Origin of the sequence: Campylobacter sp. FU_497 (assembly GCF_025772425.1) — a bacterium.
In the GTDB taxonomy this organism is placed as follows: Bacteria; Campylobacterota; Campylobacteria; order Campylobacterales; family Campylobacteraceae; genus Campylobacter_D; species Campylobacter_D lari_C.
This window is the reverse complement of the sequence record NZ_JAKMSC010000013.1, coordinates 14,780-41,653: the sequence shown is the minus strand read 5'-3', so window position 1 is coordinate 41,653 and position 26,874 is coordinate 14,780. Positions and strand designations below refer to the sequence as shown.

The window sequence follows — 26,874 nt, the reverse complement described above, 5'->3', positions numbered from 1 at the left end:
AACTTAAATGATCCTCTTTGAAAATTCCAGCACTAGAGTTTAAAACATATATACTAGTTAATTTTTTATCATAAAAATTCCTCATAAGCTTAAAAGGAGGTGTGAAAAAAGAATTTTTTATAATAGTTTTTTCATTGATAGTATCTAATGTAAGTTTAAAAATACTCTTTTGAGCAAACAAATCAATCCTTTAAAAGTGTGTATTTTTTAATCCAAGTAATGATTTCATCTAAACCTTCTTTAGTTTGAAGATTGCTCATGATAAAAGGTCTATCTCCACGCATTTTTAAAGTATCTTCTTGCATGATTTTTAAAGAAGCATTCACATAAGGAGCTAAGTCTATTTTATTGATAATCATTAAATCAGATCTACAAATAGCAGGACCACCTTTGCGTGGAATTTTTTCTCCTTGAGCAACATCTATAACAAAGATAAAAAAATCCACAAGTTCAGGTGAAAAAGTCATCGATAAATTATCTCCACCGCTTTCTATAAAAATAAGATCTAAATCACTAAAACGCTCTTGTAAAAGTTCAACAGCTTCAAGATTGCAAGAAGCATCTTCTCTAATAGCTGTATGAGGACAACCTCCAGTTTGTACGCCTATGATTCTTTCTTTTTCAAGAACGCCTTGTTTGATTAAAAAATTTGCATCTTCATTTGTATAAATATCATTTGTAATCACAGCCAAAGAAAGCTCATCTTTTAAAGCTTGACATAAATTTAATACTAAAGCTGTTTTACCACTACCTACAGGACCACCTATGCCTATTTTAACCATTATAACCCTTTTAAGAAATATAAATTTTAAATGCTAAATTTTGGTGTTTTATACCCAAATAATCATTTAAGATATTGTGATTTTCACACCAATCCTTTAAAGTTAAATTTTGTAATTTAGAAAGAACCTTTTGAAAATCTTGCTGTAGTTGAAAAAGTAAAATCTGCCCTTCATTTTGTGATAAAGGCACAATTTTCACAAGAATATTAATAAAATTACTCATTAAAGCAAATAAAAAACTTTCATACATAAAATCAAGCTCATTATCTTTACAAAATAAAGCATACACAAAAGGATAAATAGGAGTTTGATTTCCTTTAATGTATTGATTTAATAAAGGATTTAATAATCCATAAAGACTGACATTTTTTACAAAGCGTTTAGCTAAAAAAACATAAGCTTGACTTTGTTCTTTTGCAACTATACTTGATAAAAATTTTCTTTGATAAATTAGTAAATTTTTTACATCATTTGCATTTTCATAAGCTATTTTCAAAGCTAAAAGCTCAAAATACAAAATATTAGAATAAAGCTGAGTTTTTAAAACTTTTTTAGCATCTTCTATATTTTTTATATAAGCAAAATTCACATAAGATTCTAAACCAAAAGAATGTGAAAAAGCTCCTATAGGAAAAGAAGAATCACTAATTTGTAAAAGTAAAAAATTTAATTTATTCATCTTTATTCTTTAATAAGTTTAAAATTTGGATCAACTTGGATAAAACTTGGCATATCAAGCATATATTTTGGCTCTAAAATTTCCTCACATTTTTCGTATTTTATATTAAATTTTTCTAAAAACCTTATGATAGAGTTTTGCTCTAAAGTAAGAAGTTTATGATCTTTATAAAATAAATTTAAATGCATATTGCCCACTTGATAACTTATTAAAGCAAGGTTGTATTCATTTTCTATGTGAATTTTTAAAACCTTTTCAGGTTTAATTTTTACTAAAATCAAAAAATCCTCATCATATAAACAATCATTATGATTTAAACCTTTATTATCAGGCATTTTTATAGCGACATCTAGTCCTTTTAAAGTCGTTGTTCTTAATATCTTTTTAAAAGTATCAAACCAACTAAGCTCTAAAAAATCGCATTCTTTGTTTAAATCATAATGCGTTATTTTATTTTGAAGTAAAATCATTAAATCATAAAATATTTTCTAGCTAAAGCTAAAGAATCAACACTCTTAGAGCTAATAAGCTCACCATTTATTTTTACTTCATAAGTTTGTGGATTTACTTCTATATCTTGAACTTTATCATTAAATTTCAAGTCTTTTTTAGTGATATTTCTACAATTTTTTACTGCAACACATTTTCTTTTTAAGCTTAATTTTTCAGGAATATTAGCTTCTAAAGAAACTTTAGAAACAAAATGTAAGGCATTTTCATTTAAATTTGCACCAAACATTTTTTCATAGATAATAGGCTCAGGTGTTGGGATAGAAGCATTAGCATCGCCTATTTTTGCACCTACTATCAAGCCACCTTTTAAAATAAGCTTTGGTTTTACTCCAAAAAATTTAGGTTGCCAAAGCACTAAATCAGCAAATTTTCCTACTTCAATAGAACCAACATAACTATCAATCCCATGTGCAATAGCAGGATTTATAGTGTATTTTGCTATATAACGTTTAATACGAAAATTATCATCTAAATCATTATCTTCTTTCAAGGCACCAAATTCTTTTTTACATTTATCAGCACTTTGCCATGTTCTTAAAATCACCTCACCTACGCGTCCCATAGCTTGAGAATCACTACTCATAATGCTAAAAACACCCATATCATGAAGTTTATCTTCTGCTGCTATAGTTTCAGGACGAATTCTACTATCAGCAAATTCAACATCTTCTTTGATTTTATTATCTAAATGATGACAAACCATAAGCATATCTAAATGCTCATCAATGGTATTTTTAGTAAAAGGCATAGTAGGATTAGTACTTGCAGGTAAAACATTTTCAAAACCTGCCATTTTAATAATATCAGGAGCATGGCCACCACCTGCACCTTCAGTGTGAAAAGTATGGATAACTCTACCATTAATAGCTTTAATCGTATCTTCTACAAAACCTGCTTCATTTAAAGTATCTGTATGGATAGCTACTTGTATATCCATTTCATCAGCTATATTTAAACTAACATCAATCACACTAGAAGTAGCACCCCAGTCTTCATGAATTTTTAAGCCGCATGCACCAGCTATAATTTGTTCTTTTAAAGCATTTTTATTACTTGAATTTCCTTTACCTAAAAAGCCAAAATTCATAGGGTAATTTTGCGTAGCTTTTAACATAGAATGTATATGATAAGCCCCACTTGTGCAAGTTGTAGCATTTGTTCCCTCACTTGGTCCTATGCCACCTCCTATCATAGTAGTAACACCACTATATAAAGCACATTCAATTTGAGTTGGGGAAATGAAATGTATATGAGTATCAATACCACCTGCAGTTACTATTAAACCTTCTGCACCGATAATATCTGTACTTGTGCCTATAATTAAGCTAGGATCAACTCCATCTTGTATATCAGGATTGCCTGCTTTTCCTATACCTACTATATAGCCATTTTTTATCCCAATATCTGCTTTATAAATACCGGTATAATCAACAATCAAAGCATTAGTTAAAACTAAATCCGGAAAGTCTCCCTCACTCACACTTTGAGCCATACCATCTCTGATATTTTTACCACCACCAAATTTAACTTCTTCACCATATAAAGTATAATCTTTTTCTACTCTTAAAATTAAATCTGTATCTGCTAATCTTACTCTATCATTAGTTGTTGGACCATACATATTCACATAGTCTTTTTTGCTAATCTTAATCAAAGAAATCCTTTCTCTTTTGCTTTTGATAAAGCTTTAGTTTTATTTTCATCATTGATAAAATCATCACAAAGATTATTAAAACCTAAAACCTTTTTTAAACCACCAAATTCTATTAAACTTACTGTTTTTTCTTCACCTGGTTCAAATCTCACACTTGTTCCTGAAGCGATATTTAACCTTTTACCATAAGCTTTTTCTCTATCAAAAGACAAAAAGCGATTCACTTCAAAGAAATGAAAATGCGAACCAACTTGTATAGGACGATCACCTTTATTGCTTACTTTGATTTCTATAGAAGTTTTATTTTCATTAAGCACAATAAATTCTGATGATAAAAATATCTCTCCAGCTTTTATTTTATCATCATTTGCTATAGGTTCATGTATAGTAACTAATTTTGTGCCATCTTCAAAAGGAAGTTCTATTTGAATTTCATCAAGCATACTTGCAACACCATCAATCACATCTTCACTTGTAAGTAAAGTTTTTCCTATGCTCATCAATTCACTTACACTTAAATTTTTTCTTGCAAGTTCCATTAATTCATAACATATATAAGCTAAAGCTTCATTGTAATTTAATTTTATTTTTTGCTCTTTTCTATCTTTAGCTATTTTCCCTGCGTAATGAAGCATTAATCGTTGCAATTGCTGCTGAGTAAAATGCATTTTAATCCTTATAATTTTTTAGATATTATATAACTATTTACTTGCTTTTAGGCAAAAAATCTATTGCATTTTTTAGTTCAGCTTCATAGTCTTTTTGAATTTCTATAAAAGGAAGATTTAAATTTTCACATTGAGATTTAAGTTTTTGATGATTTAAAATAAGAGTGTTTATTTCTTCTTTTTCACTAAATAAACGCTTTTCTATAGCATTTTCATTTTGATAGATTAATGCATAATTTTGTAAAATATATTCTTTTGAAAAAATGATATAAAGTATTTTAACATCAGAATGATTTTGAAATTTTTTTAGCTTTTTTGGAGTAAGATAAATTCCTTCAATGATTAAATTTTGTTTATTTTCTATACAAGTTTGAATTATACCATCTACAATAGGAAATAAAAACTCAGCTATTTTTTCATCCTCATCTACTTTAAAAGGAAAATTTTTCATTCCTTTAATCAAACCCATTTTTAGATGATCTAAACTCAAATAAGGATAAGAAAATTTTTCAAGAAGTTTTTGAGCAAGCAAGGTCTTACCTGTGTGACTTTCTCCCCCAAGTAAAAAAATCATTCTTGAAAATTAAAAATTAGCTTTCTTAAATTTTCTTTTTCATTTTCTTGTAAAAAAGAAGCATTAATGGCATTAATACAAAGTTTTTTAACCTCATCTTTACTAAGTTTAAAAGTTTCATCTAAGGCTATAAAATTTTCTAAAATATATCCTTCAAAATACACTGGATCATCTGAATTTACACAAACACAAACATTTTTTTGTAAAAGTTTTAAAATATTATGTTCTTGCATATTTTGAAAAACTTTTAATTTTACATTCGATAAAGGACAAATTGTTAGCGGAATTTGTTTTTGAATAATTTCTTTTAAAAGCATATTATCATGCTCACATTTAACACCATGATCTATTCTACTTACACCAAGTTCTAAAGCTTGTTTAATATACTCACTACTTCCTTCTTCACCCGCATGCATAACTAACAAAAAGCCTTCTTCTTTAGCTTTTTGAAATAAATTTTTAAATTTAAAAGGAGGATTATTAAGTTCAGAACTATCAAGTCCTATGGCTTTGAGCTTATCTTTATATAAACAAAGCTCATCTAAAGTTTTTAAACCCTCATCCTCGCTTAAATGCCTTAAAATACAAGCGATTAAAAAACTTGAAATTCCAAATTCTTCTTTTGCTTTTTGTAAAGCTTGCCAAATTCCTTCTATAACATCTTTTAAAGGTATATTTCTAGCAGTATGAGTTTGAGGATCAAAGAAAATTTCAGTATGAACTACATTTTGCTCTTTACACTTTTTCATATAAGCAAAGGTTAAATCATAAAAATCTTGCTTGGTTTGTAAGACATTTGCACCTTGATAATATATATCTAAAAAATCTTGTAAATTTGAAAAATTATAAGCTTTTTGTATCTCATCTTCACTTTTATATTTTAAAGCAATGTTATTTCTTTTAGCTAATTCAAACATCATTTTAGGCTCTAATGAGCCTTCAATGTGTAAGTGCAATTCTACTTTTGGAATATTTTGTAAAAAAATTTTCATTTTAAAAATCAAACATCTAAATGTTTAACATCTTTAGCATGAGCTTGTATATACTCACGGCGTGGTTCTACATCATCACCCATGAAAAGGTTGAAAGTATCGTTTGCTCTTTGAGCATCTTCTATGGTGATTTTTAATAAACGACGATTACTTGGATCCATAGTTGTTTCCCAAAGTTGTTCAGGATTCATCTCACCAAGACCTTTATAGCGTTGTATATAAGCACCTTTTTTAGCATTTTTTTCAACTTCATCTAAAATCTCTAAAATATCTTTATCAAATTTTAAATCTCTATCTTTGATTTTTTGATAAATATAATTTGCCTCTTCATATAAAGGATTAGCAAATAAATCATCATTGATAATAAGCTCTTCTAAACCATTTTCAGTTTGTACATAAACACGAATTTCATTTTCATTGATATATGAATTTAATATATTATGATTTTGTTTTTCTAAAAATTCTTTTATGACTTTAAATAATTCTTCATTAGAAGCTTTTATCAAATCAGGATTTTCTATCAAATACCTAATCACTGAAATCACATTAAATCTTTTTTCTAATTCTTTTAAAACACTTCTATAAGCTGCAACGATTTTTAGAAAATCTTTTAAATCATTTAATCCTATGCCCTCATAAGTAGAGCTTTCTATACCTGTTTCAATCAAATAATCATTTAAAGCTTTTTCATCTTTTAGATAAATTTCTTTTTTCTGTCCTTTTTTATAACGATATAAAGGTGGTTGAGCTAAATAAATATGTCCATTTGTTACAAGATCATTCATAAAGCGGAAGAAAAATGTCAAAAGCAAAGTTTGTATGTGAGAACCATCCACATCAGCATCGGTCATGATAATGATTTTATGATATCTTAGTTTTTCTATATCAAACTCATCACCGATCCCACAACCAAAGGCTGTGATCATATTTTGAATTTGTTCACTTTTTAAAATTTTATCTAGTCTTGCTTTTTCTACGTTGAGTATTTTACCTCTTAAAGGTAAAATCGCTTGGAAAGTTCTTTCTCTACCTTGTTTTGCAGAACCTCCTGCACTATCACCCTCAACTAAATAAATTTCACTTTCACTTGGATCTTTACTTTGACAATCAGCTAATTTTCCTGGTAAAGTCCCTACACTTGAACTTTCTTTTTTTCTTGTTAGCTCTCTAGCTTTTTTAGCTGCTTCTCTACCACGAGCTGCCATCAAGGCTTTATTCATGATAGCTTTTGCTTCGATAGGATTTTCTTCAAAATATTTTGTCAAATATTCAAAAGAAGCCTTAGAAACTATAGGTCTAACATAGCTTGAACCTAATTTTCCTTTAGTTTGTCCTTCAAATTGTGGCTCAGGTACTTTTACACTTACAACTGCTATCAAACCTTCTCTTACATCATCACCTGTGATTTTAGAGTCTTTCTCTCTAGCACTAGCATTTGCTTCAATGTAATTGCTAATAACACGAGTTAAGCCCATTCTAAAACCTGCTTCGTGCGTTCCACCATCTGGAGTTTTAATATTATTGACAAAAGAAAGTAAATTTTCACTATAACTATCATTATAAAGCAATGCTACTTCAACATTTACATCTTCTTCATCTACATTGAAAAATATTGCCTTAGTTAGAGCTTGTTTTTTATTTAAATCTGTAACAAACTGGCTTATACCACCTTCAAAATGAAAGCTTTCTGCTTTTCCTATACGGTTATCTTTAAAATTTATAGTAATTTTTGGATTTAAATATGCAAGTTCACGAAATCTTTTAGCTAAAATTTCATAATCAAAATCAGTCACTTCAAAAATTTGATCATCTGGCCAAAATTCTATGATTGTTCCTGTTTTTTTACTTTTACCTATGGTTTCAAAATTACTTGTGACTTTACCTTCTGAAAATTCTTGTCGATAAATTTCTCCATCTCTATGTACTGTAGCAACTAATTTTTTTGATAAAGCATTTACAACGCTCACACCAACCCCGTGTAAACCACCTGAAACTTTATAAGTATCTTTATCAAATTTTCCACCTGCATGAAGTACGGTTAAAACTACAGTTAAAGTAGGAATATTTTCAGTAGGGTGAATTCCCACAGGAATCCCTCTACCATTATCACTTACTATACAAGAGCCTTCTGTGGTAATTTCTACATTGATCGTATCACAAAAACCTGCCATAGCTTCATCGATAGAATTATCCACTACTTCATAAATCATATGATGAAGACCGCCTATATTGGTATCACCTATATACATACCAGGGCGTTTTCTAACAGCTTCTAAGCCTTTTAAAACTTTAATATTTCCTGCGCCGTAATTTTGATTTTCTTGCATTTATTTTCCTTATAAAATAACTGGCATAATTACAGTTTGTAATTCTTCACTTGAAACTAAAAACGCCATATGAGGTTCATTTATGCTAAGTTTGAATGTTTCACTTTCAATAGAATTTAAAAAGTCAGTGATAAATTTATTTTTAATGCAAAGATTAAATTCTTCATCTATATTAAGTTCCATTTCAAGTTCAGTTTTTGCTTCCATATTATCTAAACTAATACCTTCAAATACAAGTTTATCTTTATGGAAATTTAATTTCATTTTTTCAGTGATTACATTGATTTTTTTCAATGCATCCATAAATTCTTCTGTTTTAAAAATAAATTCTTTTGTGATATTTTTTGGAATTACTCTTTCATAATCAGGGAATTTATCATTAATAAGTTTTGTAAAAAACTCAAAATTGTCATTTTTTGCAATCAATATATTTTCATCATAATAAATTTCAATTTTTTCAAAAAAGATTTTTTGCATTTCTAAAATAGCTTTTTTAGGAATACAAAGGTTAAATTCTTTTTCATTTGTTTTATTTAGCGTGAAAACTGCTAAGCGTTTAGTATCTGTTCCTACGAAACTAATGTGAGTAGTTTTTATATCAAGTAAAGCACCATTTAAAGAATACTTTGGATTATTTGTATCAACTGCAGGTAGAATTTTTTTCAAAGATCTACTTAAATCACTTGAATCAATATCAAATTTATCTTTTCCTTCAGTACTTGGGAAATTTGGAAAATCTTCATAATTAAACATAGGAAGTTTATATTTAGTTCCTTTTTGTCTAATAAAAAGGAAATTTTCTATGGTTTCTAAGACTACATCTTCGTTATTTAAACTTTTTATAATATCTAAAATACTTTTAGCATTAGCAGTTGCAAAACCTGCACTTTCAACTTTAATTTTTTTGATTTTATAATTAATACCTATTTCATAATCACTTGCTCTTATGATTAGTTTATCTTCAACTACTTCAAAAAGTAAGTGAGAAGCGATATTGCTTGAGTCTTTTTTATCTACATAAGAATTAGTTAAAACTATGGCAGATTCTAAAGTGTTTTTATTAATGCTAATTTTCATTTTTACTTCCTTTGTTTTTTTTAAATTTATTTTATCATAATAATAAGCAATGTGAAAATGTGAAATGCTTTTTAAAAGTCTTTTTTTATAGAAATTTTACTCATAGAATAAAATTTTTTGTTTTTCACTTTTATTCACAGGGTGCTTTTTATTTTTGTCAAAATTTTATTTCTTAATTCTTCTACTATGGCTTTTAAGTTTTCATTTTCACTCATTAGCTCTTGAATTTTTTTAATATTATGTGAAATGGCCGTATGATCTTTCATATTAAAAAATCTAGCAAGTTGAGGCATAGACATAGTTGTAAGTTCTCTTGCTAAATATATCACAACCCTTCTTGCCATAACGATATTTTGTGTTTTTTTGTTTGATTTTATATCATTAGGTTTAAGATTATAGCTTTTTGAAACATCAGCAAGTATATCTTCAACACTGATATTTTCTTTTGTTTCTTTAATGTGATCTTTCATAAAGCTTTTAACAATTTCTAAAGTGATTTCTTGGTTAAAAAGCCTTGCTTGAGCATTTAAATTTGTAATCATGCCTTCTATTTCTCGGATATTATCTCCCATTGAAGTAGCGATGTAGCTTATAACTTCAGGTTTAAGATAAATAGCATTAAATTCGCATTTTTTCTTGATAATTGCGATTTTTGTATCAAGCTGAGGTGGAGTGATATCTGCGATGATCCCATTTGCAAAACGGCTTTTTAAGCGTTCTGTTATGCCCTTTAGCATATTTGGAGGATTGTCACTTGTCATGATGATTTGTCCAAATTTTTCTTTGATTTCATTAAAAGTAAAGAAAAATTCCTCTTGAATTTTGTCAGTTTTACCTAAAAACTGCACATCATCGATGAGTAAAACATCACAATTTTTGTATTTTTCATGGAATTTACTCATGGTTTTGTTATTTAAATGCATGGTAAAATCATTGATAAAATTATCACTAGTAGCATAAATAACTTTATATCCATTATCCAAACACACATTTCCGACAGCTTGAAGCAAGTGAGTTTTTCCAAGTCCTGTAGGGCCATAGATAAAGATAGGGTTGTATAATTTTCCAAGTTTGCTTTTATCGGTAATGGCTTTGCAGGTTGCATAGGCAAATTGATTAGAATCTCCTACAACAAAACTTTCAAAAGTAAAAGAAGGGTTTAAAATAGTACTTTGAAATTTAATCTGTGAAATATCTGTAGAAAAATGTTTTTTCTCTACCTTTTGATCATTTGTGATGATTTTAACTTGAGGGTTAATTCCTGTTTTTACTTCATAAAAATAAGCTAATTTTTGTGCGTATTTTGTTTGTATAAATTTAGCTAAAAAATGATTTGGTGCGATAAATACTAAGATATTATTTTTACTTAATTTTTCACTAAATTGTAAGTGAGAAATGTAAGTATTGTATTCGTTATTGCTAATTTCAGTTTTAAATTCAAGTAAAAAATCTTTTATATTCATTATTTTTCTTATAAATTATGATGTAAAACTTAAAATTCTAGCTTATTTTTTATAAAAAATGGTTAAAATTATTCACATAAAAATTTAAATTTCACATCTATGTGAATAAAAAGGTGAAAAGTTTGAAAGTTTTAGGGATAGATCCTGGTTCTAGGTATTGTGGATATGCTATTGTAGAAAGAATTAATAATAAAAATCAACTCATAGAAGCAGGGCTTATCAAAATCAAACCTAATGATTTGCAGTATCAAATCACAGAATTATGTGAAGGGCTTGATCTAATCTTTAAAAATCATCAATTTGATGAGGTAGCTATAGAAGATATATTTTTTGCTTATAATCCAAAAACGGTTTTAAAACTAGCACAATTTCGTGGAGCTTTGAGTCTAAAAATCTTACAAACTCATGGAGAATTTGCAGAATACACGCCTTTGCAAGTGAAAAAAACCGTAACAGGTAAAGCAAAAGCTACTAAAGAGCAAGTAGCTTTCATGGTAAAAAGATTGCTTGGAATTTCAAAAGATATCAAGCCACTTGATATTACAGATGCTATTGCGGTGGCTTTGACACATTTAGCAAATTTGAGAGTAAAAAAGTAATTTTATTTTCCATTTCCTATAAAATAAATTTCAACATCATGTAAAAGTTTTTCACATATAGCTGAATCAGTGCTTTTTTCTACTACTAGGTTGATGTGATTTTTGGTATCTCTAAAGCTACCTGCAGATTTTGAATTTTTTAATTCTAATTTTTGATTATCTTTTAAATATTTGATAGTGATTACAAACTTATGTGCAGCACTTGCTTCGCCTAGATTAGTTTCTATTAAAACATTCATGTTTGATGCTTTTGCTAGGGTTGCTTGGGTTTTATTGATCACTTCTTTCATTCTTCTATTGAGTTCTAAAATTCTTGAGATGAATTTATTATCTATACTTTCAAATGCGATTTTTAATTTATTCATGATTTCTTGATTAGTTGGTTTATCAGGAGCTACATACACCATATAAAGGCCGTTTTTAATATCTACTTTAGTGCTTTTTGTATCACGCCCACTACCAAAAATTTTAATATAAATGGCATTATCAAGATATACTCTATCTATCATAGGCCCATAAATTTCATATTCTCTTTTTCTTACGATTACTTCTCTTGCGGCTACTTGAATTTTTACTGAACAATCATGAATTATAGGTTCCATTTCTTTTTTTATCTCAAGTAGTTCTCTAAGCATTTTCCATCCTTGTGTATTTTTAAATAAATTATAACAAAAAAAAATTGAATTTTTTTGTTAATTTTAGTTTGTGATATTTTTATATATTTTTGATTTTAAATTAAAAGTTTAAGGAAAAAAATGAAAATAAAAACTATAGTTTCAAGTTTAGTTTTGGCAAGTGCTTTATTTGCTGCAAATTCTCACCATGCTCATCATGGAGCTTCTGGAAGTATTTCATCACAAATCATGATGAGTATGCATGAACCTATGATGAAAAATCCTTTAGTACAAAGCAATGATATAGAAAGAGATTTTTTAGCTAATATGATTCCACATCATCAAGGTGCTATTGACTCATCTAAGATTTTGTTAGAACATACTAAAAGTGAAGAGATGAAAAAAATCGCTCAAAATATCATCAAAGCTCAAGAAAAAGAAATTCAAGAATTTCAAGAAATTTTAGATAAAAATCTTTATACAAAAACTCAAATTGATGAAGAAACTTATAAAAAATTCGTTCAAGAAGAAAAAGAGTTAATGCAAAAAATGATGATTTTAATGAGCTCGGTTAAAGAAAGCAAAAACATCAATAAAGACTTTCTAGAAGCGATGATAGCACATCATCAAGGCGCGGTAGATGCTTCAAAACAAATTTTATTTTACTCTAAAGACAAAACCATCACTGATATTGCTAAAAAAATCATCTTAGATCAAGAAAAAGAAATTCAAGAATTTACGAATTTGTTAAAGTATATGTAAAAATAGGTAGTTTGGTAAAACTACCTAGATATCATTTTGCATTTTCATAGATCATATTAAACATTGTATTTGCTATTTTGTCTTTGAAATCATTATTTTGAGTAAATTGTCTAAAAAGCTCTAAATTTAAATTTAAAAGATCTTGAATTTTGTCTTCTAAAATTTCATCAAATCTAATGCGCGAATTTTGCATACCTGATTTGTTAAAGGTTTCGCGTATTTCTTCATTTTTTGCTATATCATCTTTTATATCATATAAGATTTTAGCTATTTTGTCGCTTTCGTTAAAGTCTATATTTGCGTATTTGTTGTTAAAATCTTTAATGATGTTTGAAAGCTCTTCTAATTCAGCTTCAGCACTTTTGCTCGAACCATCTGCAAAAGAAGGTTTTAGCTCTCCATTTCCTTGTAAAATGATATCTTGCGTTTTATCAAGTTGTAAGCGATAACTATCAAAATCCACATTATCTAAAATTCCTTTAGCTAAGTCCTCTGATTTAGGTAAGATAATCTTACTGGTAAGTTTTTTAAGCAGTATATAAAGCTTTTCAAGTTCTATATCTTCATAGGGTAATATTTGAGCTAAAAAAGAATACTCTTTAAGATAAGTCCTTGCTTTATTATAAAAATCTAATTTTTCATCATCACTTTTTTGATCAAATCTAGTTAACATTGTGTCTAATTTTGAATGAATGATATTTTCTTTTTCATTTTTTAAAATGGCATTTGTAAAATCATCTATTTCTTCTTGGGTGTAAATTTCATATTCATTTAGATTTGCTTTTAAATCAAAAATTCTATTATCATCTGTAGCTTCACTTAAGTAAGTTTGCTCATAAAATACACTAAAAGATTTTGCTATATCTTCATGGGTGTTTACAAAGTCTAGTACGAAAGTATTTTCTTTGTTTTTGCAAGTTCGGTTTAGTCTTGATAGAGTTTGCACTGCACTTACTCCGCTTAATGCTTTATCTACATACATTGTATGTAATAATGGCTCATCAAAGCCAGTTTGGTATTTTTCTGCAACGATTAAAAAACGATACTCATCTTTTTTAAACTCATCTTTTAAAGCATTTTCTGAAAAACCATTAAAACCACTTTCGCTATAAATTTCACCTTCTAAATTTACTTCACCTGAAAAAGCTACTATAGCTTTAAAATGTGGATAATTTTTTCTTAAATACTCTCTAAAAACAAGATAATACTTCACAGCATTTTCTCTTGAGCTTGTTACAACCATAGCTTTTGCTTTGCCATTTATCTTTTTAAAGCTATTTTGGAAAAAATGCTCACACATGATTTGTGATTTTTGTTCGATTGTTTTGATATTGTTTTGGACATAGGCTTTTAGTTTTGCGTTTGCTCTTTTTTTATCATATTTTGGGTTGTCATTTGTGCAAGATATGAGTTTATAGTAACTTTTATACGTTGTATAGCCTTTTAATACATCAAGTATAAAACCTTCTTCTATGGCTTGTTTCATCGAGTAAAGATGAAAAGGGATAAACATTTGTTCTCCATTAACATCACAAGGCATACCAAACATTTCTAAGGTTTTTGGTTTAGGCGTAGCGGTAAATGCAAAATAAGAAGCATTACTTTGGAGTTTTTTATTTTTTATGATTTCTAAAATTTCATCATCTAAATTTTGATTTTCATCATAGCTTTTGCTTCTTATGACTTCAGCCATTTTTTGAGCATTGCTTCCACTTTGGCTAGAGTGTGCTTCATCGATGATGATAGCAAAAGTTTTGCTTTTTAAGGTTTTGATCTCATCTAAAATGAAAGGAAATTTTTGTATGGTTGTGATGATGATTTTCTTACCTTCTTCTAAAGCATTTTTAAGCTGTTTGCTTCCATGAGTGATGGCTTCGACTAGGTCTTTTGTCTTCTGTGAAAAAGATTTTACATTTTCTCTTATTTGTCTATCAAGCACTTTTCTATCGGTTACTACGATGATAGAATCAAAGATATTTTTTTCAAGTCTATGCAAGCTTACGAGATTATGTGCAAGCCAAGATATAGAATTACTCTTGCCACTTCCTGCACTATGCTGGATCAAGTAGCGTTGCCCTGTGCCGTTTTCTTTTGCATGGGCGAGTAGTTTTTCTACTACATCAAATTGATGGTATCGAGGAAATATGATGATTTCTTCGTTTTCCTTTTTCACAACTTGTACAAAATTAAAAAATAAATTTAGCAAAGTATCTTTTTTAAAGATTTTCTCCCATAAATAAGCTGTTTTTATACCATCACTTGGTGGGTTACCTGCTCCATTTGCTAAGCCTATTTTGCCACTACCATTGTTTAAACCAAGATTAAAAGGCAAAAACGTAGTCGCATCTTGATCTAATTTTGTACTCATATAGCAAAGATCATTATCTAGTGCAAAATGCACTATAGTAAGGCTAAATATAGCTTCTTTTGGGTTTCTGGTTTTTTTATACTGATCTATGCCATGAAAGACATTTTGTCCTGTGAAATGGCTTTTAAGTTCTATAGTGATAAGGGGCAAGCCATTTAAAAAGATCACCATATCAAGGGAGTTTTTATTTTGCGTGCTATAGTGAAGTTGGCGTATGATAGAAAGGGTGTTTTGCTCGTATTTTTTCACGCTTTCTTCGTTTGCACTAGTGTTTGGCTTTGAAAAGGCTAGGTAAATTTTAATGCCTTTGATCTCCACATAACTTTGTAAGACTTTGACTATGCCTTTGGTTTTAATCTGTGAGAAAATACGATTAAAAAATTCTTTTTTATAGTTTTGTCCACAACGCTTTTTAAGCTCTTCTAATGCTACACTTTGCGTAGCTTGTAAAAAATTCTCAAAAAGCTCTACATCTAAACATAAATTTTTATCGTAATTTTCATTTGTTCTTTTGATATAGGCATGGTTTTCTAACAAATATGATTCTATGAAATCTTCAAGCCTCTTTTCTGTGTAGTTAGTCATTGTTAGTCCTTGAAATTTTTCCCAAAAAATATCCATCAAGAAAAATATCTCCTATTATATATGTTAATTTTTCATCAGCTTTCAATGTGTTACCATTTAGAATTTTCGTAGAATAATTTTCCTTTGATACATATATTCTACATTCATCATTATCTACTTCAAATGTTATATCACCAGCATTGTTTTGAGTAATTGTATTAAAATTTTTAGAATAATCATAAAATAAATGATTTGAAGATCCTTCTCCAATAATAATCAAAGCAGGATATAACATTTCAAGTAATTTCTTAGGTATTCTTCCACTTTTTCTCCCATGATGGGGTGCAAATAGTACATCAACTTTTGGCAAATATATATTTATTTTTTCCATAAAATCTGTCGTTAAATCACCCATCCACATAAAATTAAATCCATGAGCTTCTAATAAAATAATGGGAGATATATTGTTAGGACTTTCTTTATTTTTTACTTTTTCTAGTTCATCTATGAAATGTTCGTCATTTATATCAGGCCATAAAATATTAATATTCGCTGATTTTCTTTCATTGCTATTTAGATTCATCCAACGCCTTGTGCAATCTTTTTTAATATAAAAAGCTTTTTCAGAATCTCGCAATGTGCAATAATATTCAAAGTCTTTGTCGGAATCTTCTTTTTCAGCTTCATTTTCAACACAATAAAAATTTAATATTTTAAATTTTTTATCTAAGCTTTCCAAACCCATAATATGATCTTTATCAGGATGAGTTGAAATAAATCTATGGATTGTTTTATCGCGAGACATTATTTTTATATCGTTAAATATTTGCTCTCTATTGTCATCACATATACAGCAATCAATTATCGTAAAATTATCGCTATGATGTCTAATAGCAAACATATCGCCATTTCCTACAGAAAATGATTTTATAATTGTCATTTTTTCTCCTTATTGTTTAATGTGTTATTAATTCTTTTTATTACATATGAGTTTTGCTTTATATGTGAAAACAAAAATAGAATTGAAAGCAATACAAATACAATTAAAATTTTCCAATCATTAGCTTGCCATTTATTTGGATAAATCATAAATGCATTAATAATTGGTATCACAAGAAAACTTATCATTAATGTTCTATATGAATTGCTAATTTCACTAAATAATTCTATCTTGTTGTCTATTTTTGATGCTTCAATATATTTTTTATAATCTTCTCTTGGTAAAATTTTTGTTTTTATTAAAATAGGTTCTATTATTAATGATGATATTCTACTTATACATAATCCTACAAAATAACATATAAAAGCATTTACAATAATTTCTTTATGAAATATGTTATAAATACTAAGTTTTTCTAAACAATAGCAAACAATAACACCAGGAAATAAGTAGTTAAAAATATTATAATTTGACAACTTATTGATTAATTCACCCATCTTTTCTCCTTTTATAAATTAATCCTACCGCATACGGCTTGGTTTATGAGTGTGGTTTTGTATTCTTTTATGAGTTTTATTTGTTTTTCAGTTTTTTCTATCAATAAATCTATTTTTTCGCATTTTTCATCTAAAAAATTTGCGATTTGTTCTTGCTCTTTTAGGGGTGGAAGTGGAATTTTAAGATTTTTAATTATATCTTGACTAATATTTGGTTGCCCACCCCCACTACCCATTGAAATAAGTTCTTTTTTATATCCATTAAACCAAAAAAATAAATAAAAATTATTATACCAAAGGCTTTTTTCTAATACACAACAAGCTTGATTAACACAAGCATTTATTTTTAATATAGCCGTTTTTCCAATAGTTGCACCATACATTGCTATAATTAAAGAATTTTTATCAAAAATTCTTAAAGTCGGATAATCATAAAGAGCATCTTGGGTTATTTTTCTTTTGCTATCTTTCAAAAAACCATCATTTAAATCTCCGGAGTTAATCCAAGCAATTTTTCCTTCTTTATAATATTTATCATTGCCACTATCTGGAGTGGTACCGCTACCTGTTTTTAATATTAATCCAAGCCTAACTACTTCCCAATGCTGTGGAATTTCTCCAAGCCATTCTATGCCACTATCTTTGAAATTTACATTTTTATCAAGTCCTTTTGTGATGGTTTCGTTTATCAAGGCTTGCTTTTGTTCTTTTAAAAGGCTAATGAGTTTTTCTTTTTTCTCTATGAAATTTTTAATTTGCTCGCATTTTTCATCTAAAAAATTTGCGATTTGTTCTTGTTCTTTTAATGGTGGAAGTGGGATTTTAAATTCCCCTATTTCTTTGGTTGAAATATTTGGTTGTGCAGATCCATTACAAGCAAGCTCAATAAGTAATGAAAATCCTCTAGTTAAAAAATAATATTTTACAAGTTTTAATTTACTTCTAACAATGGCAACTCTTTGATTGATATAAGCTTTATTATCAGTATCACAAAATGCTATTTTTCCTGTGGTTGCTCCACTTAAAGCAATTAAAATATCATTATTACTAATTAAAAATTGTTTCAATTTTTCTTTTTCTTTTGTTTTTAAGCAATTGTCATATAAAATTTTTTCCTTTTGTATATCTCCGATACGAATCACAGGAATTTCAAAAGTTGGATTTAAATCAAAGTTTTCAAAAGCATATCCATTTACAAAAGTTACTATCTTGTTGATTTTCACCACCTCCCAATGCTCCGGAATCTCCCCAAGCCATTCTATACCGCTATCTTTGAAATTTTTCATTGCATGATCTCTTTTAAAAGATCTTGTACTTCTTTTTCTAGCTTTTCTAATTCGCTGTTTATTTCTTCTAGCTTTCTTGGTGGAGTATAGGTATAAAAGTATTTATTAAAAAGTATTTCATAACCCACACTGGCACTATCCCAAGCTATCCAAGAATTTTTCACATAGGGTTTTACTTCTGTGTCGTAGTAGCTTTGTATGTTTGTTTTGAGTGGGATTTTTTCGGTGTTGTTGATTTTGTCACTATCGATGATGAGGTTTTCTTCGCTTTTTTTGAGTTTTACACCTAAAAAGCTTATGAATTCGTTTCTATCTTCAAAATCTTGCGGGTTTTGCTCTAACTCTTGTAATTTTTCTAAGATTTTGTCTTTGTCTTTGTCTTTGAATTTTGCAAATTTTTCATCATCTTTTAAAACTTCTATACTTTTTGGTTTTTCTATGGTGATTTTAATATAGCCAAAGTCTTCATTGTCAAAAATTTTGCAGTCTTTGTTAGAAATATTATCTAAAAATAACTTAGTGATTTTTTCTATATGTTCTTTTGTCATTTCATTTTGTTTAGAGCCTAAAGACTTTTTCATCTTAGAAAAATACTCTTCGCTTGTAGCGTTTATAAGCTGGACTTTGCCTTTTTTATGTTCTGGCTTTTTGTTGGTGATGATCCATATGAAAGTAGGAATTCCTGTATTGTAAAACATATTTGTAGGTAGAGCGACTATAGCTTCAAGATAGTCTTTTTCTATGATGTGTTTTCTTATGGCTACCATGCCACTATCTGAGTTAAAAAGTGATGAGCCATTATGCACGCTTGCGATGCGAGAGCCTAAAGGGGTATCCGTTTTCATCTTGCTAAGCATATTGAGCAAAAACATCATTTGCCCATCGCTTTTGCTTGTCATACCTACGCTAAATCTTGGGTCATTGCAAGTTGAATTTGAACCTTTCTTTTCTACGCCTAGAATTTTTTGATCATTTTCCCAAGACTTGCCATAAGGCGGATTGCTAAGCATGAAATCAAATTTTTTATCTTGTTGATCATTGCTTAAAGTGGAGCCAAATTTTATATGATCTGGATCTTCGCCTTTTATTAGCATATCTGCTTTGCATATAGCGTAGGTTTCGGGGTTGATTTCTTGTCCGTAAAGATAGATGTTTGCTTTTGATTGTATAAGGCCATCAGGATCTGTGATGAATTCTTTTGACTCTGTGAGCATTCCACCGCTTCCGCAAGCATTATCATAAATAAGCCATGTCCCTTTTTTGATCTGTTCTTTTACGGGTAAAAATACAAGGTGGGTCATAAGCTCTATGATCTCTCTTGGAGTAAAATGCTCTCCGGCTTCTTCGTTGTTTTCTTCGTTGAATTTACGAATGAGCTCTTCAAAAACATATCCCATTCCAAGGTTACTTAAGCCTTTGTGGATAACATTTCCTTTTTCATCTAAGATATCTTCTATGCCAAAATTTACCCTAGGTGAGCAAAATCTCTCTATCACTCCAAAAAGTATGTTTGATTCTTCTAGGGTGTCAAGTTGGTTTTTGAATTTGAATTTTGAGATGATATCTTTGATATTTTCACTAAAACAATCCAAATAATTTTCAAAATTTATTCTGATATTTTTTGGATCATTTAGAAGGGTTTGTAGGCTAAATTTAGAATAATTAGAAAAGCCTAGGTTGTTTCCTTGTTTTCCACCTAGTATAAAATCTAAATTTTCAAATTTATCTTTATAAGTGTCGTAAGTTTCGAGAACTTTAACTTTTGTAGGTTCTAAAACTGCATCTACTCTTCTTATAATCGTCATAGGTAAAATAATATCGCGGTATTTGCCTTTTACATAAACATCACGAAGTAAATCATCTGCCACACTCCATATGAAGTTGATAATGGGTTGGAATTGACTTTGATTCATGATGTTTTCCTTTTGTTTTTATTTATAATATATTATATAAAATCATCAATAAAAATCTTATAAATAGTTTTAAATCTGTGCTTTAAATAAAAGAAATCGAAAGAAATAAAAAATGGTGGCTCCGATTGGACTTGAACCAACGACCACCACCATGTCAAGGTGGTGCTCTACCAACTGAGCTACGGAACCAAAAAATGAAAATTATATAAAAATATTTTTACATTGTGCTTAAAATCACTTTTTAATTTTTTTCATATCATTTAGCCATAAGTCTAGCTGTGCTTCAAAGCCTATGCCTTTACTATGATAAAATTTCAAATCTTTTTCTAAGTATCTTTGCTTAACCCAGCCACCAAAATCATGTGGGTAAAGGTAGTTTTTTCTTTGTGGGTTATTATTATCAAGATAAGGGAGTATTTTTAACGCAGGATTGTTTTGCACATAATTTAGCGCTTCATTTATAGCAAGATAGCTTGAGTTTGACTTGGGCGAACTTGCTAAAAATACCACACATTGAGCTAAGATGATCCTAGCTTCAGGATAGCCTATGTTTTTTACTGCTATGAGTGTGCTTGTGGCTAGATTAAGTGCTTGTGGGTTTGCATTTGAGATATCTTCACTTGCAAATATCACTAATCTTCTAGCGATGAAATCCGCACTTTCGCCCCCATCAATCAACCTTGCAAGATAATACAAGCTCGCATCCACATCACTTCCTCTTAAACTTTTTATCATAGAACTAGCTAGTCTATAGTGTGTATCTTTACTTGAAGTGCCATCGCTTAAAACATTTGCTCTTAATTTTTTTAAAGTTTCAAGCGTGATATGAGTACTATCTAAAGCTAAAGCAAACTCACATAAATTTAAAAAGCTTCTTGCATCATTTGCGCTAGAAGTGATTAAAAAGTCTTTGGCATCATCATCGATTTTACATTGGAGTTTTTCTTGTACCTTTGTGGCAAGTTTTTCTAAGTCTTTATACTCTAAACCTTTAAATTCAAAAAGCATACTTCTACTTCTTATGCCTGAAGTTAAAGTAAAGTAAGGGTTTTCAGTGCTTGCACCTATGAAAAGGCATTTTTGATTTTCCAAAGGGATTAAAAGCATTTCTTGCTGGGTTTTTGAAAGCCTATGCACCTCATCAATAAATATCAAAGGTTTGTATAAAGAATTTTCATAATTACTTAGTATTTTTCTAAGCTCTTCAAGTTTAAAATTTCCTCCATCAAACTCATAAAAGTCTAGTTTATACTCATACGCTATAACCCTTGCAAAAGAGGTTTTTCCACAACCTGCTGGACCAAAAAATACACTATGAGGGAGTTTTGAAACTTGTATGAATTTTTTAAAAATTTCTACTAAATTTTCTTGTCCTAAAACCTCATCTAAAGTTTTAGGACGAAAAGTTAAGCTTAAATTTGTCATTGTGGATTTATGGTTAGTCTTTCACCATTAATGATAGTTGTAACATCACTTTTGTTAGAATCATCATAGATAAAATCAAGCACATAAGAGCCATTATTATCTACGAAATAAGTATCAAAATTTGCAAAATCAGGCCAAATTTGACTAGGAAGAATTTCTGTGTTTGCGTGAAATTGTGATTTTATATTATTTTCAGTGAAAATAGTTTGTCCATTTGCGTCAAATTTTTTACCTTCTTTTTCAAAGCTTAGGTTATTTAAGATGATTTGTGGGTTTGCTTTTAAAAACTGACTTGCTAAAAGCATCATAGAAAAAATATCAGTATTTGAGTTTTGCATTAAGCTATCATAAGCTTTTTTAGAAAGATTATTAAAATTCATATCTAAATTAATGTTGTTTAGCATAAAGTTTTCATTTGCAAGATTAAATTTAGCTAAATCTAGTTTTAAAACACTATCATAATCATTTTGAGCATTTTGAGCTGTTTTTGCAAAAATTTTTAATTTATCAAAGTCAAAAGCAATAGAACTTATAAAATTAGCACTATCAATGCTTATGTTTTGCTCACTATTTCTACTAGGGCTAAAAATATCACTAAAACTTAATTTTTGTATAGGAAATTCAGAAATTTTGATATTTTTTGCTTCTAATTTTTCTTCATGAGATAGTTGTTCTAATAAAACATAACCTAGATTAAGTTCCATATTTTTTACAAATTCCTCAGAACCTGTAATCTTAAAAGATGTATTATTTAAAACTAAATTTGTATCATTGCGGGTAAAATTAATATCATTTATTTTTGCATCGATGTTAATGTCTCCACCTTTTGCACTAACTAAGATTTTAAAGATTTCTTCATTTGGGAAAATGCCTTTTAAGTCTTCATTTTCATTTAAAATAGAAACGATAGCATTATTACTTGCAAAAAAATTATTAGAAAAATCCACATTCACTTTAAAACTATAAGGCAAGTCATTTAGTGTAGCTATAAAACTTCCTTTGGAGTTTAAAAGTCCTTTGGTATAGTTAGCATCTTCAACACTATAATATGCTGTATCTTGGCTCATTTGAGCAAATATTTTTCCATTGATTGAGTTAATGTAAGAAGCTGAGGCAAAAAACCCTATAGCTAGTAAAACTACTACTACAACCCCTGCGATGATTTTTTTCATTCATTTTCCTTAAGTGAAATTTTAAAAATTATATATTTTTATTACTAACTAATGTTTATAAAATTCTCACATTTATACATTACTTAACTTTTTTTCTTATAATTGCACTATTTAAAATCAAAGGTAAAAAAATGAAACTTTTTGGAACAGATGGAGTACGCGGTAAAGCAGGGGAATTTTTGGATTCATTTTTAGCTATGCGTTTAGCTATGGCTGCTGGAATTTATTTTAAAGACAAAGCCCTTACAAATAATATCTTAGTAGGAAAAGATACAAGAAGAAGCGGTTATATGATAGAAAATGCTATCGTTTCAGGGCTTACTTCTATAGGATATAATGTTATAGAAATAGGTCCTATGCCAACACCTGCTATTGCGTTTTTAACTGAAGATATGCGTTGTGATGCAGGGATTATGATATCAGCTTCGCATAATCCTTACTATGATAATGGTATTAAATTTTTTGATGCACATGGAAATAAACTTGATGAGCAAGCAGAAGCAAAAATAGAAGAAATTTATTTTAATGATAAACTCATAGAAGAAGCAAGAACAACAAAATCACAAATTGGCCAAGCAAAAAGAATTGATGATGTGATAGGAAGATATATTGTTTCTATAAAAAATTCTTTTCCTAAAGAGCTGACTTTAAAGTCTTTGCGCGTTGTTTTAGATGTGGCTCATGGGGCTTCTTATAAGGTAGCGCCTACGGTTTTTAAAGAACTTGGTGCAGATGTGATTGTGATCAATGATAAGCCAAATGGTTTAAATATCAATGAAAATTGTGGAGCTTTACATCCTTTAAATTTGGCTTTGGAAGTAAAGAAATTTAGAGCAGATGTGGGTTTTGCTTTTGATGGGGATGCGGATCGTTTGGTTGTTGTGGATGAAAAAGGCGAAGTAGCCCATGGAGATAGTCTTTTGGGTGTTTTAGCTTTATTTTTGAAAAAACAAGGCAAGTTAAAATCAAGCGTAGTTAGCACTATAATGAGCAATGGTGCTTTAAAAGAGTTTTTAACTAAACATAAAATCACACATGAAACTTGCAATGTAGGCGATAAATATGTACTTGAAAAACTCAAAGAATGCGGTGGAAATTTTGGTGGAGAGCAAAGTGGGCATATTATCTTTAGTGACTATGCAAAAACTGGAGATGGTTTGGTAGCTGCTTTACAATTTAGTGCTTTAATGCTAAGTGAAGCAAAAAGTGCAAGTGAAATTTTAAATCAAGTTAAGCCTTATCCACAACTTTTGCATAATCTTAAAATTTCAGAGAAAAAAGACTTAAGTAAGCTTGCAGGTTTGGAAGAGTTGAAAAAAAATTTAGAAAAAAAAGGAATTGCTAGTTTGTTTAGGTATTCAGGTACAGAAAATTTAATACGCTTATTGCTTGAAGCAAAAGACATTAAGCTTTTAGAAAAAGAAATGAAAGTTGTGGAAAGCTTTTTTATGAAAGCGTTGAATGCTTAAAATCTTGCCTTTAAAATTTTGGCTTGTTTTTGCTTTGATTTTTATATTAGATCAAGCAAGCAAGTATTTGTTTTTACAAGGGCTTGAGTATAAGGGTGAATTTTTTGATTTAGTTTTAACCTATAATACCGGTGTGGCCTTTTCAATGTTTGCATTTTTAGGAGAGTATTTAAAATATATACAGCTTGTTTTTATTTTAGCTTTGTTTGGGTATTTACTTTATCAAAAAGAGTTTTTTAAAACACATTTGATTGCTTTTGCTATTATGCTATCTGCTGGGTGTTCAAATTTACTTGATCGCTTTATGCATATAGGCGTGGTGGATTTTGTATTTTGGCACAAGTGGTTTGAATTTGCTGTGTTTAATTTTGCTGATGTGATGATTAACATTAGCGTAGCTTTGATTTTAATAAAAGAAATTTTTAATAAAAAAGGAGAAAAATGTTAGATTTTTTGAATGAATGGTATTTATGGATTAAAATGGTGCATTATTTGGCTTTTGTTTCATGGATGGCTGGAATGTTTTATTTACCAAGACTTTTTGTCTATCATACAGAACATAAAGATAATAAAGGCTTTGTGGAAGTGGTGAAAATTCAAGAAAGAAAATTGTATTTTTATATCCAAACTCCTGCTATGATAGCTACTGCAATCACTGGAAGTTTAATGATGATGGCCAATAAAGATGTGTTAATGGTAGGTGGATATATGCATGCTAAATTAACCTGTGCTTTACTTTTGATCATTTATCATTTGCAAAATTATTATTATTATAGACAACTTCAAAATGATACTTGCCAAAAAAGTGGAAAATTCTTTAGAGCTTATAATGAAATTCCAACGATATTATTTATAATCATCGCTATTATGATGGTGGTAAGACCGTTTTAATAAAAAGCCTTTTTTAAGGCTTTTTATCCTTTAAACTCCATACTTTTAAAATCAAGTGGATCAACATTTTCTTGCATGATATTAATGCGTTCTTTATCTTGTAAGCGTTTATCATCTCTAAATACAGCACGCACCAAATCCATACCTGTGTAAAAGTCTTTCATCAATACCATAAACAAATAACGTCCAAATTCACTTGTATATAAGGTATTGTTTTCTTTTTTTATAGCTTTACTTAATTTAAGGCCTAAAAGCTCGATGAAAAGATCTTTTTCTAAATTACAATCTAAGGTTTTGTTAAATTTATCAATTTCGATTTTACCAGTAAACATTTCGGTTAAAAAGACATATTTGATGATTTCTTTTTTACCAAAATTAGCTTTAGCAATATTTGCATTTTGTTTTTCTTTGATGAGTTTGGAATAATCATTTAAATTAAAAGCATTGATTAAAAGTTCTCCATCTAAAAAACTAAAAGCCCCACTTCCCACGCCTAAATACTCATGATGGCTACTTACATACTCATCATTAAAGCTACTTTTTTCTAAAGAAAATGACCATGCGTTATTTCTTTCATAATCTTTGAAAAAATCTACAATGATTTTATAAAACTCAAATTCATTATCTTTAAAACTTACTCCTAGAGTTTTTGCGATATTATCTTTTGTGAGGTTTGATTTCATCAAAGGATAAGTTGTGATTTGTTGAGGTTTTAAACTTTTGGCTATTTCTAAATCATTGAGTAATTGTTCTTTAGTTTGAGAAGGAAAATTAAAAATCAAATCAAGACTCATAATAGGAAGCACACCTATGGCTTTAGAGAGTTTTTCCTGAAGTTCTTTACTAGAGCCAAATTTATGATATCTTGCTACTTTTTTTAAAGTATCATCATCAAAACTTTGTATACCACAGCTTAAGCGATCTATTAGCCCTTTAAACATTTCTAATTTTTTTGGGTCAATATGGTTTGGATCGGTTTCGCAAGAAATTTCTTTGATGTTAAATAATTTTTTGCAAAGTTCTAAAGTTTTAGCAAGCTCTTCTTCGTTGATTAAAGTAGTACCACCACCCACATACATAGAAGTAAAATCAAATCCTTTGTCTTTGATTTGTTTGATTTCTTCTCTTAAACTTTCAAAATATCTTTTTGCTAAATCTTCATTGTAATAATACTTATGAAAACTACAATATGGGCAAAAAGTATGGCAAAATGGTATGTGAGCATAAAGCATATAAGATTTTTTTGGATTAACTTTTTTTTCTTGTCCTTCTTTTAAAAGTTTAACATTAAAACCATTCTCTAAAGATTTTTGCATAGCCTTGTGTGAGTAAGAAAGAGCTAAGTTTTGTAAAAAATTCATATTTTTCCTAAAAATTTCATTTTGTAGTTATTTAAAAAGACTATAATTGTATCATATTTTTACAAAGGCTTTATAATGAAAAAGATTTTTATAGCATTTTTTGTATTTTTATTAGGGCTTATAAGCGTGTCAAATTCTGCGCCTTTAGATGAAATTTTCCAAGATGTTAATGTTTCAGGTAGTATGCGTTATCGCTTTGAGCATAATAGCCCAAAAGATAGAGGAAATAATAATTTTAATCAAAGAATTCAAATTCAAATGCATTAACAACTAAGCCTTAAAGA

General features: G+C 28.9%; 25 protein-coding genes, 1 tRNA gene and 1 pseudogene. 6 read left to right on the top strand and 21 right to left on the bottom strand.

Annotated elements, in window-relative coordinates; translation table 11 throughout:
* The 11 genes and pseudogenes from L8W68_RS06170 to dnaA all read right to left on the bottom strand — a co-directional run.
* Positions 1–181, bottom strand: a pseudogene (locus tag L8W68_RS06170) (urease accessory protein UreD); the annotation flags it as partial.
* Position 182: 1 nt separating this feature from the next.
* Complete coding sequence (gene ureG, locus L8W68_RS06165) at positions 183–782, bottom strand: urease accessory protein UreG (RefSeq protein WP_214125663.1); 600 nt, start codon at positions 780–782, stop codon at positions 183–185.
* A 10-nt stretch (positions 783–792) separates the two neighbouring features.
* Complete coding sequence (locus L8W68_RS06160; RefSeq protein ID WP_263675409.1) at positions 793–1,461, bottom strand: urease accessory protein UreF; 669 nt, start codon at positions 1,459–1,461, stop codon at positions 793–795.
* 2 nt (positions 1,462–1,463) lie between these two features.
* Positions 1,464–1,931 carry an urease accessory protein UreE gene (locus L8W68_RS06155; RefSeq protein WP_052243344.1) on the bottom strand — a complete coding sequence of 156 codons (468 nt, stop codon included), beginning with the start codon at positions 1,929–1,931 and terminating at the stop codon, positions 1,464–1,466.
* Positions 1,931–3,628, bottom strand: a complete 1,698-nt coding sequence (ureC, locus tag L8W68_RS06150) for an urease subunit alpha (RefSeq protein ID WP_263675406.1) — start codon at positions 3,626–3,628, stop codon at positions 1,931–1,933. The genes L8W68_RS06155 and ureC overlap by 1 nt, the downstream gene beginning before the upstream one ends.
* Positions 3,625–4,296: an urease subunit beta gene (ureB, locus tag L8W68_RS06145; protein ID WP_039617037.1), complete on the bottom strand. Its 672-nt coding sequence runs from the start codon at positions 4,294–4,296 to the stop codon at positions 3,625–3,627. The genes ureC and ureB overlap by 4 nt, the downstream gene beginning before the upstream one ends.
* A 37-nt stretch (positions 4,297–4,333) precedes the next feature.
* Complete coding sequence (locus tag L8W68_RS06140) at positions 4,334–4,870, bottom strand: hypothetical protein (protein ID WP_263675404.1); 537 nt, start codon at positions 4,868–4,870, stop codon at positions 4,334–4,336.
* On the bottom strand, positions 4,867–5,862 hold the full coding sequence (locus L8W68_RS06135) for an adenosine deaminase (protein WP_263675402.1): 996 nt from the start codon (positions 5,860–5,862) through the stop codon (positions 4,867–4,869). The genes L8W68_RS06140 and L8W68_RS06135 overlap by 4 nt, the downstream gene beginning before the upstream one ends.
* 8 nt (positions 5,863–5,870) lie before the next feature.
* On the bottom strand, positions 5,871–8,189 hold the full coding sequence (gene gyrB / locus L8W68_RS06130; RefSeq protein WP_263675400.1) for a DNA topoisomerase (ATP-hydrolyzing) subunit B: 2,319 nt from the start codon (positions 8,187–8,189) through the stop codon (positions 5,871–5,873).
* Positions 8,190–8,198: 9 nt separating this feature from the next.
* Entirely contained in the window at positions 8,199–9,266 is a 1,068-nt protein-coding gene (dnaN, locus tag L8W68_RS06125) for a DNA polymerase III subunit beta (RefSeq protein ID WP_039617031.1), read from the bottom strand.
* A gap of 134 nt (positions 9,267–9,400) precedes the next feature.
* Complete coding sequence (dnaA, locus tag L8W68_RS06120) at positions 9,401–10,729, bottom strand: chromosomal replication initiator protein DnaA (protein ID WP_039617029.1); 1,329 nt, start codon at positions 10,727–10,729, stop codon at positions 9,401–9,403.
* Positions 10,730–10,851: 122 nt separating this feature from the next.
* Between dnaA and ruvC the strand changes: the two genes are divergently transcribed.
* Positions 10,852–11,328, top strand: a complete 477-nt coding sequence (ruvC, locus tag L8W68_RS06115) for a crossover junction endodeoxyribonuclease RuvC (RefSeq protein WP_039619511.1) — start codon at positions 10,852–10,854, stop codon at positions 11,326–11,328.
* 2 nt (positions 11,329–11,330) lie between these two features.
* Here ruvC and L8W68_RS06110 read toward each other — a convergent pair whose 3' ends face one another.
* Positions 11,331–11,963 carry a hypothetical protein gene (locus L8W68_RS06110; protein WP_257938969.1) on the bottom strand — a complete coding sequence of 211 codons (633 nt, stop codon included), beginning with the start codon at positions 11,961–11,963 and terminating at the stop codon, positions 11,331–11,333.
* 120 nt (positions 11,964–12,083) lie between these two features.
* On the opposite strand from L8W68_RS06110, the gene L8W68_RS06105 reads away from it, so the two are divergent.
* The gene (locus tag L8W68_RS06105) at positions 12,084–12,704 is read left to right on the top strand and encodes a DUF305 domain-containing protein (protein ID WP_214115518.1); all 621 of its coding nucleotides are present in this window, start codon (positions 12,084–12,086) and stop codon (positions 12,702–12,704) included.
* Positions 12,705–12,735: 31 nt separating this feature from the next.
* Here the strand turns inward: L8W68_RS06105 and L8W68_RS06100 are convergent, their stop codons facing one another.
* The 8 genes from L8W68_RS06100 to L8W68_RS06065 all read right to left on the bottom strand — a co-directional run bounded on the left by L8W68_RS06100 (position 12,736) and on the right by L8W68_RS06065 (position 22,869).
* Positions 12,736–15,657, bottom strand: coding sequence for a type I restriction endonuclease subunit R (locus L8W68_RS06100; protein ID WP_263675399.1), 2,922 nt, complete (start codon positions 15,655–15,657; stop codon positions 12,736–12,738).
* A complete protein-coding gene (locus L8W68_RS06095; protein WP_263675398.1) occupies positions 15,650–16,576 on the bottom strand; it encodes a hypothetical protein in 927 nt (308 codons plus the stop codon). The genes L8W68_RS06100 and L8W68_RS06095 overlap by 8 nt, the downstream gene beginning before the upstream one ends.
* Positions 16,573–17,073: a hypothetical protein gene (locus tag L8W68_RS06090; RefSeq protein ID WP_263675397.1), complete on the bottom strand. Its 501-nt coding sequence runs from the start codon at positions 17,071–17,073 to the stop codon at positions 16,573–16,575. The genes L8W68_RS06095 and L8W68_RS06090 overlap by 4 nt, the downstream gene beginning before the upstream one ends.
* 11 nt (positions 17,074–17,084) lie before the next feature.
* Complete coding sequence (locus L8W68_RS06085) at positions 17,085–18,359, bottom strand: restriction endonuclease subunit S (protein ID WP_263675396.1); 1,275 nt, start codon at positions 18,357–18,359, stop codon at positions 17,085–17,087.
* Complete coding sequence (locus tag L8W68_RS06080; RefSeq protein ID WP_263675394.1) at positions 18,356–20,272, bottom strand: type I restriction-modification system subunit M; 1,917 nt, start codon at positions 20,270–20,272, stop codon at positions 18,356–18,358. Before L8W68_RS06080 ends, L8W68_RS06085 begins: the two co-directional genes overlap by 4 nt.
* A 113-nt stretch (positions 20,273–20,385) precedes the next feature.
* A tRNA-Val gene (locus tag L8W68_RS06075) sits at positions 20,386–20,461 on the bottom strand.
* A 45-nt stretch (positions 20,462–20,506) separates the two neighbouring features.
* Positions 20,507–21,697, bottom strand: coding sequence for a replication-associated recombination protein A (locus L8W68_RS06070; RefSeq protein WP_263675393.1), 1,191 nt, complete (start codon positions 21,695–21,697; stop codon positions 20,507–20,509).
* On the bottom strand, positions 21,694–22,869 hold the full coding sequence (locus L8W68_RS06065; RefSeq protein ID WP_263675392.1) for a YdgA family protein: 1,176 nt from the start codon (positions 22,867–22,869) through the stop codon (positions 21,694–21,696). Before L8W68_RS06065 ends, L8W68_RS06070 begins: the two co-directional genes overlap by 4 nt.
* Positions 22,870–23,000: 131 nt before the next feature.
* Here L8W68_RS06065 and glmM point away from each other — a divergent pair, with 131 nt between their 5' ends.
* Genes glmM through hemJ form a run of 3 tightly spaced genes read left to right on the top strand, consistent with a single transcriptional unit; the run spans position 23,001 to position 25,229 of the window.
* Positions 23,001–24,338, top strand: a complete 1,338-nt coding sequence (gene glmM, locus L8W68_RS06060) for a phosphoglucosamine mutase (RefSeq protein WP_263675391.1) — start codon at positions 23,001–23,003, stop codon at positions 24,336–24,338.
* A complete protein-coding gene (gene lspA, locus L8W68_RS06055) occupies positions 24,331–24,786 on the top strand; it encodes a signal peptidase II (protein WP_263675390.1) in 456 nt (151 codons plus the stop codon). The genes glmM and lspA overlap by 8 nt, the downstream gene beginning before the upstream one ends.
* Positions 24,780–25,229: a protoporphyrinogen oxidase HemJ gene (gene hemJ / locus L8W68_RS06050; RefSeq protein ID WP_039627278.1), complete on the top strand. Its 450-nt coding sequence runs from the start codon at positions 24,780–24,782 to the stop codon at positions 25,227–25,229. Before lspA ends, hemJ begins: the two co-directional genes overlap by 7 nt.
* 23 nt (positions 25,230–25,252) lie before the next feature.
* Here the strand turns inward: hemJ and L8W68_RS06045 are convergent, their stop codons facing one another.
* On the bottom strand, positions 25,253–26,590 hold the full coding sequence (locus L8W68_RS06045) for a coproporphyrinogen III oxidase family protein (RefSeq protein ID WP_263675389.1): 1,338 nt from the start codon (positions 26,588–26,590) through the stop codon (positions 25,253–25,255).
* Between the two features lie 75 nt (positions 26,591–26,665).
* On the opposite strand from L8W68_RS06045, the gene L8W68_RS06040 reads away from it, so the two are divergent.
* Entirely contained in the window at positions 26,666–26,857 is a 192-nt protein-coding gene (locus L8W68_RS06040; protein ID WP_039627274.1) for a mini-MOMP protein, read from the top strand.
* The last annotated feature ends 17 nt before the right edge of the window (positions 26,858–26,874 follow it).